Origin of the sequence: Staphylococcus sp. LCT-H4, from assembly GCF_001866145.1 — a bacterium.
Taxonomy (GTDB): Bacteria; Bacillota; Bacilli; order Staphylococcales; family Staphylococcaceae; genus Staphylococcus; species Staphylococcus succinus.
On the sequence record NZ_MODY01000001.1, the window covers coordinates 592,103 to 604,882 of the forward strand.

The window sequence follows — 12,780 nt, forward strand, 5'->3', positions numbered from 1 at the left end:
ATCATTTCAATAGATTCAAAAAAGCTTTTGTAATACGTCCATCAACGTATTACAAAAGCTTCAACTTATAATTATTTATACCATTAAGTTCACGATTAAAATAAGACCTAATCCTACGACTGATAAGATTGATTCGAGTAGTGTCCATGTTAAAAAGGTTTCTTTCATCGTTAAACCAAAATATTCTTTAAACATCCAGAAACCGGCATCATTCACGTGTGAACAGAAGATGCTCCCTGCACCAATTGCTAATACAACCAATGACGTATTAACGTCTGTCGTCTGCAACAATGGTAACACAATACCAACTGAAGATATTGCAGCAACTGTCGTTGAACCCAGTGCAGTACGTAATAAGGCTGCCGCTAACCACGCAAGAATAAGTGGTGACATTTCAGTACCTTTAAATATTTCTGAAATTGTATCTCCTACGCCACCGTCAATTAATACTTGTTTAAATGTGCCACCGCCACCAATAATTAGAATTAACATTGCTATAGGTGTGATTGCATTCGTCACTGTGTCCATAATTTCTTTCATACTTTGTTTGCGTCGCACACCCATGGTATAAATAGCAAATAAAACTGCAATTAACATCGCTGTGACTGATGTACCAATAAAGTAAATGAATCCTTCAAATCCTTTAGCATGACCTGCTTCATTACCCGTAACAAGTTGTACTATTGTCGCTAATAACATTAAAATGACTGGTGCAAGTGCTGTTAATAAGCTTAAACCAAAACTAGGTAACTGTGCTTGTTCTATATGCTTCATCTCACCTACTGCTGCCGTGTTACCTTCCCTCTTAAAAGCATTTGGCGATAACTTAAGTGCTAACTTAGGAAAAGTACCACCTACAATGATAGCTAACGGAACACCTACAATGATTCCATACATAAGCACATGACCAATGTTCGCATTCACTGCTTCAGAAATAGCCACTGGACCTGGATGCGGTGGTAAAAAGCCATGTGTCACCGCAATAGATGTAGCCATTGGTAAACCAACTTTAAGATTAGAAATTTCCATTCTTCTTGCTAACGTAAATACTAGTGGTACTAGCAATACAAAAGCAACTTCTAAAAATAATGAAATACCAATAATAAATGAAGCAATAATCATGGCCCATGTGACATATTTTTTTCCAAATATGCGAATTAATGTATCTGCGATACTGGTTGCACCGCCACCATCTGATAATAATTTACCTAAAATCGAACCTAATCCAAAAATAATAGCGATATGACCTAATGTGTCACCCATACCTTTTTCAATTGTTGTCACAATTGTATCTAATGGCATACCTAGTAATATTCCAGTTACCATCGATGTAATAATTAATGCTATAAATGTATTTAACTTGAATGCCATAATTAACATTAATAATATTAATACCCCAATTACCACTGCAATTAATGGCCAAATTTCTCCCAACATACTATATCCCTACTTCCTATTACTCTTGAACGCGTTTATTCATTTTATAAACTTCTGTTAACGTATCTACATCCCCGATATTTCCCGGGAAAATAACGTATGGCATATGGCTATATTTCGCTTCATCACCTGTTAACCAAACAGGTACCCCTTGTGTTATTTGACCAATAACCTGTGCTTTTTTGATATTTAATCCCTTTGTTGCAACATCGCTAGAAGTGATTCCACCCTTGGCAATAATAAATCTTGGCTTTATTGTTAGACCTTTAACAATTTCAACTAAAGCATTAGAAATATTCGTAGAAATACTTAAGTTATTTGTTAAATCTTCTGTTTTTATCACATCTCGTGATGTATAGACCACTACATCTTTTCCATTTGCAATCAATGACTCAACTTTATGAATTTGTTGTTTAATATAAGATGATAATTTATCTTTAGTTACTTCCTTAACATCAAATTCAATCGATGAAATCGCCACATGCTTTAATAAATGCTGCAATTGTGATGAGGTCTTCTTAACGTGGGAGCCCACTATAATAATGCCTCCATGATTGTTATCACTGAATTGGTTAAGATTAATAATCTCACCAGGTGTCGGGCACAGCGCTTTTACAAATGAAGCAGCCGTTCTAAATATAAACTTTTTCTTATTATGTGCTAAGAAATGGGTTAAACAAGCAACAAAATAATCCATATCTTCATCATTTAATGCATCCACGATGACAGCGTCAAAATTTGAAACATCATTGAATACTTGCATGATTGCTTTTTCATTACGCTCACGTATTTGCATTAATGTAATATGACGTACATTTTCTGCTTTAATTTGTCCATCACTTTTCTCTTCTATAAAATCAGCCATATTTTTAGATTTAAAACCAAATGTTGTATCTTTAGCAAATTCACTATCAGCAACTGGTATATATTGGTCATTTTCTTTAAGATAATGTACACCGTTATACGTATAGCGATTGCCTTCAAAAAATTCTGGAAGGTAGAATACACCATCAAATGCGCTATCTGACGCATCGCTTAATACCTTAGGTTCTATGTAAAAGTGTCCCCGTAACGTGGAATCACCTCTACTGATAATGATATAAGGATGATTTAATCGTTGTGATACGCGTTCAATATTATGACTAATTTCTTGATGTAATCGCATCGTTTCTTGCTCATTTAATGCTCTTGAATTGGTTAATATGTAGAACATGTGATTTTGTTGATTAAATCCATCCTCTATCAACGTTTCTGACCATTCTGTATATACCGGTAAATCTTTAACAGTTTGTGTACCTGTTGGATCATCATCTAAGACAATCACTTTATATTTAAAATCCTTTAATTGTTTGTCGATAGCATCATTTTTATATTGGTTAATTAGCTTATCTGTTAACATTGCCTCACCTACATCTTATTTATTTTTTCAAAGTATTTAATAATCCCTGAATGGTCATTCATCCCATTACCATGTGCTACTTCTGATTTATATATTTCTTTAACTTGGTTGGACAAAGGTAAAGTTAAGCCTACTGTATCAGCCGTAGAACTCACATTTTTCATATCCTTTAAATTAATATTTAATGTGCCCCCAGGTCGATAATCCTCTTGTATCATCTTAGGGAATTTCGCATCCATAACGCTTGATCCCGCAAGGCCACCTTTGATGGCTTCATACATACTTTCCAGCTCTATATCAAATTTTTTGGCTAAAACCACAGCCTCGGACAATGCTGCTATATTGGTATTTACGATAATTTGATTTGCCAATTTAACAACACTGCCTGCGCCGACATCACCAACTCTAATCACCGATGATGATATCGGCGCTAACACGTCTTGTATCGTAGCTAAATCACTTTCATCACAACCAATCATCACCGATAACTCGCCTGTGATTGCTAAAGGCTCTCCACCACTTACTGGTGCATCAATATATTTCACAGCTTTCTTTTCTAAAACTTTACTTATCTCTAAAGATTCATTTGGTGTTAGCGAGCTTGTATCAATCACAGATTGTACTTTAATTTCTGATTGCTTTAAAATCGCATCTTCTCCACTATATAAAACAGCTTTAACAATGGCACCATTCGGTAATGAAGTAATAATATGATCTACTTCTTGTGCCATTTGTTCAATTGACACTGATTGTGCACCGTCAGAAACTACTTCTTGCTCAGCTTCTTTGTTTAAATCATTCACATATACATCTATATTTGCTTTCAATAAATTTTTAACCATGGGTTTTCCCATAATACCTAATCCTATAAATCCTACCTTCATCATAAATACTCCTCCTATTGAAAACGTTTACAGTGAATAGTGTATACTAAAATTAATAAAATGTATACATTTTAAAGAGAAATTTTTTATAGTACACTTAAGATGATGAGGTGAATAAATTGAATACAAACGAATTAACGATATATCAAAAGATAAGAAATGATATTATTTCAGGTGCATTGAAGAAGGATGAAAAAATTACTGAAGCAAAACTTGCCAAAAAATACGAAGTCAGCCGAACACCTATACGTGAAGCACTCAAACAATTAGAACTGGAATATTTTATAAAGAACTCTTATATTTTTATTCCTACAACTGAAGAATATAGACAGATTTTTGAGATGCGTATTCTATTAGAAACGCATGCCTTAAAAAAAGCAGCGATTGTTTATACAGATGCTGATTTAGAAGAGTTAAAAAGCTATACAGAAATCGATATGCATCAAGAACATAAAGATAAAATTATCGCAACTAATGATAAATTCCATCAAAAAATTATCGCAGCTACAAGAAATCAATTTATACTCGACACATATCAAAAATATAAAAGTTTCATTTACTTATTTAGCCAAACTGTCATCTACCAACGTCGTCCCGGTCTTATTGAAGAGCACAGAGAAATCGTAGATGCACTTTTCGACAGAAACATTGATTTAGCAGTATCATTGTTAGAAACTCATTTAAAAAATGATCTTGAATTTAGCCTTTATTATTTAGATTTCAAAAAAAGTGAATAGTGTGATTCAGCAGGAAAATTCTAAAATTTTCCTGCTTTTTGTATTAACTATAGCAACAACCAAATAATAGCTGATGCTAATTAACATTAAATATTTATTTTAAATCACAGCACTTGCAATTATCTCGAATTCGAGATATATTATAAACAAGAAGTATATTTTTTATACTCCAACTGTTTTAAATGCCACCAAAACGGATATGGTTATTCTAAATATCTCTAGTACCTTATTTTACTTTTGAAATGAACTCATTTATAGGGAGGTTCACATTATGAACATTATTGGTCATCATCACATTTCAATGTATACAAAAAATGCTCAGCAGAACAAAGCATTTTATACGCAAATATTAGGATTACGTTTAGTTGAAAAATCTGTAAATCAGGATAATCCATCTATGTATCATTTGTTTTTTGGAGATGAGATTGGTTCAGAAGGCACACTATTAAGCTTCTTTGAAATCCCTAACTTAGGTAAACCCAGACGCGGAACAGATTCGATATACCGTCTTTCTTTACTCATCCCTGACAATGCATCATTGGAATATTTCAAACAGCGCTTGAATAAATATAAAGTGGCATGGGAAGGTCTCACATATTTAAACCAATCAGCACTATCATTTAAAGATATGGATAGTCTTGAAGTGTTGTTAATTGTGAATGATACGTACCAAACGCCTCAAGCATGGCGCAAAAACCCTTATAGCGATATACCACAACAGTATCAAATACTCGGCATGGGACCTGTAGAGTTAAGAGTGCGCGAAGCCAAACCAACGATAGAATTCTTGACAAATACACTTCAATATCAAATACGTCCTAATACCGATGAAACAACGTTGACGCTCGATAGTAATGGGTTGTATAGCGATTTTGTCATTGTTGAACAACAAGGTGAACGTGCGAGACCCGGTCAAGGTTATATTCACCATATCGCCGTCAATACACCAACTCGTGCTGATTTGGATGCCGTTTATCATAAAATAGAGCAACTACCTAAAAGTAACTCAGGTATTATAGATCGCTATTTTTTCAAATCTTTATATTATCGTCAAAATAAAATTTTGTATGAGTTTGCCACAGCAGATCCCGGTTTTACCATTGATACACGCATAGAAGATTTAGGACAATCACTTAATTTACCTGATTTTTTAGAGAATCAAAGGAAAGAAATCGAAAGTAACTTACACGATTTATAAAAGGAGGCACATATCGTGGCACAATTAAATATTAATAAAAATAAAGCACTAGAATTTGGTATCTATTCACTTGGAGACCATCTGCTTAATCCAACAAATGGGCAAAAGATTAGTTACGAGCAACGTATTCAAGAACTCATAGAAGCTAGCCAGTTAGCTGAACAAGCAGGCATGGATGTCTTCGCTGTTGGTGAAAGTCATCAAGAACATTTTACGACACAAGCACACACTGTTGTGCTTGGCGCTATTGCACAAGCCACAAATAGCATTAAAGTGTCTAGCTCTTCATCAATTATCAGTGCAGCAGATCCAGTTAGAGTCTTCGAAGATTTTGCCACACTTGATTTGATTTCACATGGTCGCGCAGAAATTGTAGCTGGCAGAGCATCACGAACTGGTCTGTTCGATCTATTTGGCTTAGACATCAACGATTATGAAGAATTATATGAAGAAAAGCTTAATTTATTATTAGAGCTTAATCAAAACGATAAAATAACATGGTCTGGCAAATTTAGACCAGATTTAAATAATATGAAAATATTTCCTAGACCTATTGATGATGTACTTCCTATATGGCGTGCTGTTGGCGGTGGGCCTGATAGTGCAATCAAAGCTGGACGTCAAGGTATACCGATGATGATTACCACATTGGGTGGGCCTGCTCAAACATTTAAAAACTCAATAGATGTTTATCGTTCAACTGCTAAAGAACATGGTTTTGATACTTCTCCGGAAGTCTTACCTGTTTCAACTGCCAGCCTATTTTATACTGCGAAAACAACTCAGGACGCTTTAAAAGAATTTTACCCGCACCTTAACGTAGGGACATCATTTATTAGAGGCAACGGTTACCCAAAACAACAATTTGATAATGCGCCAGATTATAGAGATGCCTTAATGGTGGGCAGTCCACAACAAATTATAGAAAAAATACTCTACCAACATGAGTTGTATCATCATCAACGATTCATGGGACAAATTGATTTTGGTGGCGTTCCATTTAATCAAATCATGAAAAATATTGAACTTATTGGTAACGAAATTATTCCTGCTGTTCAAAAACATTTAAAAAATTAACTCATTTATCATTAGCAAACGCCTATTGAATTTCAATATAAAAAAAGAGAGTAGTAGTTATGATTATTCATAACTGCTGCTCTTTTAATAAATAATAGCTGTTTTTAACTTTTGATATATTCATATACTCTACGAGAATCAATATTGGGATTTTCATTCACTACCGTTGGAGCTTTATTAACCAAGTTTTTTAAATCTATTTCTAAGTGATTCATATTATCCCAGTTCATTCTCTATATTATGTCTAAAAAATATAGAGCACTATATATAGTTTCAATTCGAAGGTAGGTTGTTAACAAATTTGCAATAACTTTTAGAAATTTTCATGAACTTTAGTTTCTTTCTCAAAAAAGTACAGTCTTATAAATTTTAAGATTATAAGACTGTACCGCTTATATATTCAATATTACGTTGACTTCAACAAGACGATTAACAACTCATCCTATCATTTCAAACATTTAATAAACTTTTCATATAACGATCTCGCTTGTTGCTCATTTTCAATGCCATACACATTCATTCGACCATCTTTAAAAACAGTCATATGACAGTCTTTATAGCGCATTACTTTTGCAAATGGGTTATACCTAACAATTTTAACAGGCAAATAATCCACATGATCAAATATTTTTTGATTAAATCTTAGCAAAAATGCATCTCCACATTGTTTTTCTATTTTACTTTGGCTGGGATGATTCAGTAACTTATATTCACTTAGTTCACAAACATGGCAATCCTCGTTTTTCAACTTATTAATATTCAATGCTTTAAAGTTCATCTTAAAACAATCCATAGTTAAAAGTTTGTGGGAAAAACCATATCCAGATACCCATCTAATTAATTCCGATACTTCTGCGCTGGCAACTTGATAAATCACTGGTGGTAAGACCCCATTAATAGCACAGCTTTCTCCAGTTGAAGGTATAGTTTCTAGTAAACATTTCAAACAAGGGCCTTCATAATCGATACCATAAACAGTACCTTTACTACCTACTGCTGCACCATAAATCCACGGGAGACGATATTTGTGACAAATTTCATTGATTAAATATCTAATCTCAAAATGATCCATGCCATCCATAATGATATGTGGTTGATAATCATTGATTATTGCTTCTATATTAGTATTTGTCAGCTCTCGATAAACTGCTGTAATATCTACTTCACTATTGATACATTCAAGTTTCGCTTTTAGCGCTACAACTTTGGGAAGCATTTGTGCTGCATCTTTTTCATCATATAATGCTTGTCTATGTAGATTAGATTCCTCTACAATATCCATGTCTATAATTGTCAGTTTTCCCACGCCCATACGGGTTAATAATTCTGCGCAATGGCTCCCAAGTGCGCCTGCTCCCATAATCATAACGTGCGTATGTTGCAATTGATGTTGACCGCTCTCACCAAAAGCGTCATATCGAATTTGACGGTTATAGCGTTGTATCATAAGAATCCTATACCTTCAGTTGGACTACTTGCTTGCGCTGTATATTTCACTGGTATTCTTCCTGCTTCATAGCTCATTCGACCTGCATGAATACCTAATTTCATTGCTTCAGCCATTTTCACTGGATCTTGTGCACTTGAAATCGCTGTGTTCAATAAGATACCGTCTGCACCTAACTCCATGGCATGACAAGCATCTTTAGGTGAGCCAATACCTGCGTCTACAATAACTGGTACATTTGCACGCTCAATAATATAACGTAAATTCAAAGGATTATTAATACCTCTCCCCGTACCTATAGGCGATGCCAGTGGCATGACTGCATGGACACCTAATGTTTCTAAACGTTTAGCCAATACAACATCGTTCGAAATATAAGGACATACTATATAACCTTTTTCTAATAATATTTTGCATGCCTCATACGTTTCTATTGGATCTGGTAATAACGTTTCGTCATCACCGATAACCTCTACTTTAATCATGTCACATACGCCGGCATGGTTTGCAATTTCAGCAATACGCACCGCTTCTTTTGCTGATTTAGCACCTGCAGTATTTGGAAAGGTAGTAAATTTCGTTAAATCTACTTTAGCTAAAGGATTCGGTAAGTTTTTGTCATACAAGTTCATTCTACGTACAGCAAATGTTAATACTTCCGTCTCTGAAGCATTAATCGCTTTTGTTTGCGTGACCTCATCTTCAAATTTTCCAGTACCTAATAATAATCTTGAATTTAATGTAAATGGTCCTATATTGAACATCCTATCCGCCTCCTACAAATTCTAGTAATTCTAAACAATCTTTGTCGTTAACTATTTGTGTTGGAAATTGTTTTTGACTGATGAGTTCTTCATTATGTTCTACTATGACGCGTTGCTCATCTAAACCAATCTCATGTATTAATTCTTGAATATTTAATGATCTCTCAAATGTAAAATGATCACCGTTTATGATACATCTCATTTTTTTGGCTCCCTTCAAATTGAAAATCTTCGAGTTGAGTAGGTCTATGACCACTTTGAATCCATCTACCCATCAATGATCCTATGTATGGTGAAAGTAAAATACCATTACGATAATGACCAGTAATCACAAATAAACCTTTATCTACTTCATCCATAATGGGTTGTTCATTTGTACAATACGGTCTGATTCCCGACCATTGTTTTATTAACTGACTCTCTTTTAGCTTAGGCATATATTGTATTGCATGCGTTAACAACCATTGCTTTCCACTTTCTGACACACCAACTGAAAAATCATCCATATAACTAGTAGCTCCAATTAAATAACGATGGTTCATTTTAGGTATAATATAACAACCATTTGTCATAAAGAGCGTGGTTTTTAAATCTAACTTAGTATGTTCAACGAGTAACGCCTCACCTTTGATACCACTGACTTTATTTCGTGGCATATAGTTATTCAATAATTTACCGCTCCAGGCGCCTCCTGCCACTATTACCTTTTCTGATAATAGCACTTCATCTTTTGTCACAACGCGATAACCACCAAGGTGATGGCACTCAATGTTATGAACTTCCGTATTATAAATACGATGAATATGACGATGACTTAATGATTTTAAAAGTGCTTTAGTATATTGATTCGCATTAATTTGATGATCATTAGGAATATGGATTGCTGATAAACCATCTGATATAATACCGCCATTAGAAAGTTGCGACACACCTTCTGAAGATAGCATCTTCACTGAATCGTCGTGCTGGTGTAAAAATTGATATTGTTGTATGACACTGGCATTATCTTCAAGATTTGCAGCCATTTTAATTAAGCCACTACTTAAATATTCAATATCTACACCTACTTCGTCTAACAAATTGTTACGCAAATCTTCGAACATACTTCGAGAAGTTTGAGCTATATGAAAAAGACTACTTTCTTCCGTAAATTCATTCTGTGCGCCAAGCATGCCTCCTGCTTTGTATGAAGCATGCATACCTGGGACATCACGATCTACAACAGCAATATGCATTCCCAATTCACTCATTGTTCTTGCCACTGACATTCCTATAACCCCTGAACCAACAATGATGGCATCATACATATTCAGTCCAAACCTCCTTTAGACGACCTATATTTGTGTCACTTTTCCTCTGAAAAATAGAAATACCTGCTATACCATTGAATCCTTTAGGTAATTGCTTTAAGGTTTGTTGATTAATCCCTCCCAACGCAATAATAGGAATGTTGCTATTAACCGCTTCGATTATTTCAGCCGTTGTTCTTGGCATTTTTCCAACTTTTGAATTGGTTTCGAACACATGACCAAACAATACGAAGTCTAGATTTAATTGCTCAGCATACCTAATAGCCGTCTGACTATGTGTTGACATACTCACTTGAATTTCCGGTTGATTATATTTAAAACGTTTCACGCGTGCATCACATTCTCTAAAATGGATTGCCTTTAAATTACAGCGCCTTAAGACACATACATTGTCGTGGATAATAATTTTGTCTTTAGGAAAACCATATTGTACGAGGTCCGTTATCCATGACACTAACATGGCTGTGGGCATCGGCGTTCTGACAATCAAGTAATCAATATATTGTTCAATGTGTTGATAATGTTTGGCGTCTTGTTTCGACAAATAATCATACTGTGTAATTGCAACAAACAATTTTCTCACCTCAAATAATAAAAAAAACGTTATTTCTCCGGCTGGAAAAATAACGTTGAATTAACGAATATACATTGTCTATAACGCCACTTTCCTACGCCAGTATAAGCTGGATCAGGTTCAAGGAATCCCTCAGTTGCTACTTCGGTCTCAGCCTTTATTAAAAGGCACTTCCAGTGGTCAAGCATCTATTAAATTTTGAATTACATAAATTACACTTGCTTTTAGTGCAAGAATTATTACATTCAATCTAACGCATTATCTTTATTTTTTCAAGTTTCTTTGATAAAAAAGACAAATGATACGTCAAAATATAAGATTAACTTTATCATATATCTAACAACACAAAATTCCAAATTATAATCATTTTGATCCTTCAGATAACTTTAATAAGCGTTGTGTTAGGGGTTGTGTTTGACGATATACCCCTTCGTACACTTCAAAGTATTTCATGTACAATTGATGATACTGTTGATGTGGTACAAAAGATTTTTCATAACATATGAATTTCTGAATAATTTTTTCGAAATTATTATACCACCCCAATCCATATACTGCTAAGATTGCCGCACCCATGCACGGACCTTCTTCATACTTAAGTCGACTAATCTTTGCATCAAATGTATCCGCTTGCAATTGTAACCAAAAATCACTTTTAGCACCTCCACCAATTGATACAATATGTCGTATATCCTTACCACTTTCACGTAAGTATTTGATGGATTCATAGAGAGAAAATGTAATACCTTCAATCACTGATCTTGCTATATCACTGTTATTATGCAACATACTAAGACCTATAAAGCTCCCTCTAATACTGGCATCTCCATGAGGAGTGCGCTCTCCAGATAAATATGGCGTAAACAGTAATCCTCGACTTCCTAATGGCGATTGACTTGCTAAATCTATAATTTGTTCAAAGCTCAGGTCTGACAATACTTTATTACGTAACCAGTGCAGACTATCACCAGCTGCCAATGTAACCCCCATAACATAAGACATTTGGTCCATAGCATGATTAAAGTAATGTATATTTTGTTTATATACTGCATCTTGTGAATTTTCACATGCCAAGATAACACCTGAGGTCCCTATACTGCACAATGTTTCATCAACCTGAGTAATACCAGCTCCCAATGCACCACAAGCATTATCGCCCCCACCTGCGAATACCGCTACATCGTTATTAAACCCTAAATCATTAGCAATAGAAGTATCGACATAGCCCACGAAATCATGCGATGCGACAAGATCTGGGTATATATCACGAAGACCAAACCGTCCTCCTATTTCTTTAGACCATGCTTTTTCCTTAGGATTTAACAGTAACGTACTAGATGCATCAGAGTATTCCATATTTATTTTTCCAGTTAATTTGAAACGCACATAATCTTTAGGGAGTAAAAAGACCTCTATCTTCTCCCAATTATGTGGTTCATTATCTTTAATCCATAATAATTTGGTTAAAGTAAACCCCTCTAACACAGGGTTTGATAATACATATTCTCCTAATTCCTTTTTAATTTGTTCGCACTGTATAGTTGACCTAGTGTCATTCCATAAAATGGCATCACGTATCGGTTGATGTGCATGGTCTAATATAACTAAACTATGCATTTGACCCGATAGCGATAACCCCTTAACATCAATATGACGCATTTCATGTGTTTTTAATAATTGCTTAATACAACTTTGAGTAGTTTCAAACCAATCGTTTGGACATTGTTCATTAAACCCAGATTGATGTTGAATTATTTTTAAGGGTTCACTTACCGTTTGTATTACTTCACCATTTCTATTTACTGCGATTACTTTTACAGAGCTCGTGCCTACATCAATACCTAATACAGCTTCAGTCAATTTAATCGTCCTTTTTAAGTAGATTTTTAAAAATAATATATAGTCATACAGTTTTGGTTTTTACAAGAACTAGTTATAACACGTTAAAAATAA

At 34.5% G+C, this 12,780-nt stretch carries 12 protein-coding genes and 1 riboswitch; of the genes, 3 read left to right on the plus strand and 9 right to left on the minus strand.

Features of this window, described 5'->3' with window-relative positions:
• Nucleotides 1-75 precede the first annotated feature (75 nt).
• Genes BK821_RS02755 through BK821_RS02765 form a run of 3 tightly spaced genes read right to left on the minus strand, consistent with a single transcriptional unit; the run spans nt 76 to nt 3,723 of the window.
• Entirely contained in the window at nt 76-1,437 is a 1,362-nt protein-coding gene (locus tag BK821_RS02755) for a gluconate:H+ symporter (RefSeq protein ID WP_046838063.1), read from the minus strand.
• Between the two features lie 19 nt (nt 1,438-1,456).
• A complete protein-coding gene (locus BK821_RS02760; protein ID WP_071331132.1) occupies nt 1,457-2,836 on the minus strand; it encodes a four-carbon acid sugar kinase family protein in 1,380 nt (459 codons plus the stop codon).
• An 8-nt stretch (nt 2,837-2,844) separates the two neighbouring features.
• The gene (locus BK821_RS02765; protein WP_235602260.1) at nt 2,845-3,723 is read right to left on the minus strand and encodes an NAD(P)-binding domain-containing protein; all 879 of its coding nucleotides are present in this window, start codon (nt 3,721-3,723) and stop codon (nt 2,845-2,847) included.
• Between the two features lie 107 nt (nt 3,724-3,830).
• On the opposite strand from BK821_RS02765, the gene BK821_RS02770 reads away from it, so the two are divergent.
• The 3 genes from BK821_RS02770 (at nt 3,831) to BK821_RS02780 (ending at nt 6,732) form a co-directional block, all read left to right on the plus strand.
• On the plus strand, nt 3,831-4,457 hold the full coding sequence (locus BK821_RS02770; protein ID WP_256201611.1) for a GntR family transcriptional regulator: 627 nt from the start codon (nt 3,831-3,833) through the stop codon (nt 4,455-4,457).
• 271 nt (nt 4,458-4,728) lie between these two features.
• A complete protein-coding gene (locus BK821_RS02775) occupies nt 4,729-5,655 on the plus strand; it encodes a VOC family protein (protein ID WP_071331134.1) in 927 nt (308 codons plus the stop codon).
• Between the two features lie 15 nt (nt 5,656-5,670).
• Nucleotides 5,671-6,732 carry an LLM class flavin-dependent oxidoreductase gene (locus BK821_RS02780; RefSeq protein ID WP_046838059.1) on the plus strand — a complete coding sequence of 354 codons (1,062 nt, stop codon included), beginning with the start codon at nt 5,671-5,673 and terminating at the stop codon, nt 6,730-6,732.
• A gap of 445 nt (nt 6,733-7,177) precedes the next feature.
• Here the strand turns inward: BK821_RS02780 and BK821_RS02785 are convergent, their stop codons facing one another.
• The 6 genes from BK821_RS02785 to xylB form a co-directional block, all read right to left on the minus strand.
• Nucleotides 7,178-8,179: a ThiF family adenylyltransferase gene (locus BK821_RS02785; RefSeq protein WP_046838058.1), complete on the minus strand. Its 1,002-nt coding sequence runs from the start codon at nt 8,177-8,179 to the stop codon at nt 7,178-7,180.
• Nucleotides 8,176-8,943: a thiazole synthase gene (locus BK821_RS02790; RefSeq protein WP_046838057.1), complete on the minus strand. Its 768-nt coding sequence runs from the start codon at nt 8,941-8,943 to the stop codon at nt 8,176-8,178. The genes BK821_RS02785 and BK821_RS02790 overlap by 4 nt, the downstream gene beginning before the upstream one ends.
• A 1-nt stretch (nt 8,944) precedes the next feature.
• On the minus strand, nt 8,945-9,145 hold the full coding sequence (gene thiS, locus BK821_RS02795) for a sulfur carrier protein ThiS (RefSeq protein ID WP_046838056.1): 201 nt from the start codon (nt 9,143-9,145) through the stop codon (nt 8,945-8,947).
• On the minus strand, nt 9,123-10,250 hold the full coding sequence (locus BK821_RS02800) for an NAD(P)/FAD-dependent oxidoreductase (protein WP_063410228.1): 1,128 nt from the start codon (nt 10,248-10,250) through the stop codon (nt 9,123-9,125). The genes thiS and BK821_RS02800 overlap by 23 nt, the downstream gene beginning before the upstream one ends.
• Nucleotides 10,243-10,836: a thiamine phosphate synthase gene (locus BK821_RS02805; RefSeq protein WP_241961674.1), complete on the minus strand. Its 594-nt coding sequence runs from the start codon at nt 10,834-10,836 to the stop codon at nt 10,243-10,245. The genes BK821_RS02800 and BK821_RS02805 overlap by 8 nt, the downstream gene beginning before the upstream one ends.
• A 65-nt stretch (nt 10,837-10,901) precedes the next feature.
• Nucleotides 10,902-11,012: riboswitch (TPP riboswitch) on the minus strand.
• A gap of 178 nt (nt 11,013-11,190) precedes the next feature.
• A complete protein-coding gene (gene xylB, locus BK821_RS02810; RefSeq protein WP_046838031.1) occupies nt 11,191-12,687 on the minus strand; it encodes a xylulokinase in 1,497 nt (498 codons plus the stop codon).
• Nucleotides 12,688-12,780: the final 93 nt, after the last annotated feature.

Excerpts from the sequence above, each read along its gene's own strand:
- BK821_RS02755 (WP_046838063.1), bottom strand. The coding sequence starts at position 1,437 with ATGTTGGGAGAAATTTGGCCATTAATTGCAGTGGTAATTGGGGTATTA.
- BK821_RS02760 (WP_071331132.1), bottom strand. The coding sequence starts at position 2,836 with ATGTTAACAGATAAGCTAATTAACCAATATAAAAATGATGCTATCGAC.
- BK821_RS02765 (WP_235602260.1), bottom strand. The coding sequence starts at position 3,723 with ATGATGAAGGTAGGATTTATAGGATTAGGTATTATGGGAAAACCCATG.
- BK821_RS02775 (WP_071331134.1), top strand. The coding sequence starts at position 4,729 with ATGAACATTATTGGTCATCATCACATTTCAATGTATACAAAAAATGCT.
- BK821_RS02785 (WP_046838058.1), bottom strand. The coding sequence starts at position 8,179 with ATGATACAACGCTATAACCGTCAAATTCGATATGACGCTTTTGGTGAG.
- BK821_RS02790 (WP_046838057.1), bottom strand. The coding sequence starts at position 8,943 with ATGTTCAATATAGGACCATTTACATTAAATTCAAGATTATTATTAGGT.
- thiS (WP_046838056.1), bottom strand. The coding sequence starts at position 9,145 with ATGAGATGTATCATAAACGGTGATCATTTTACATTTGAGAGATCATTA.
- BK821_RS02800 (WP_063410228.1), bottom strand. The coding sequence starts at position 10,250 with ATGTATGATGCCATCATTGTTGGTTCAGGGGTTATAGGAATGTCAGTG.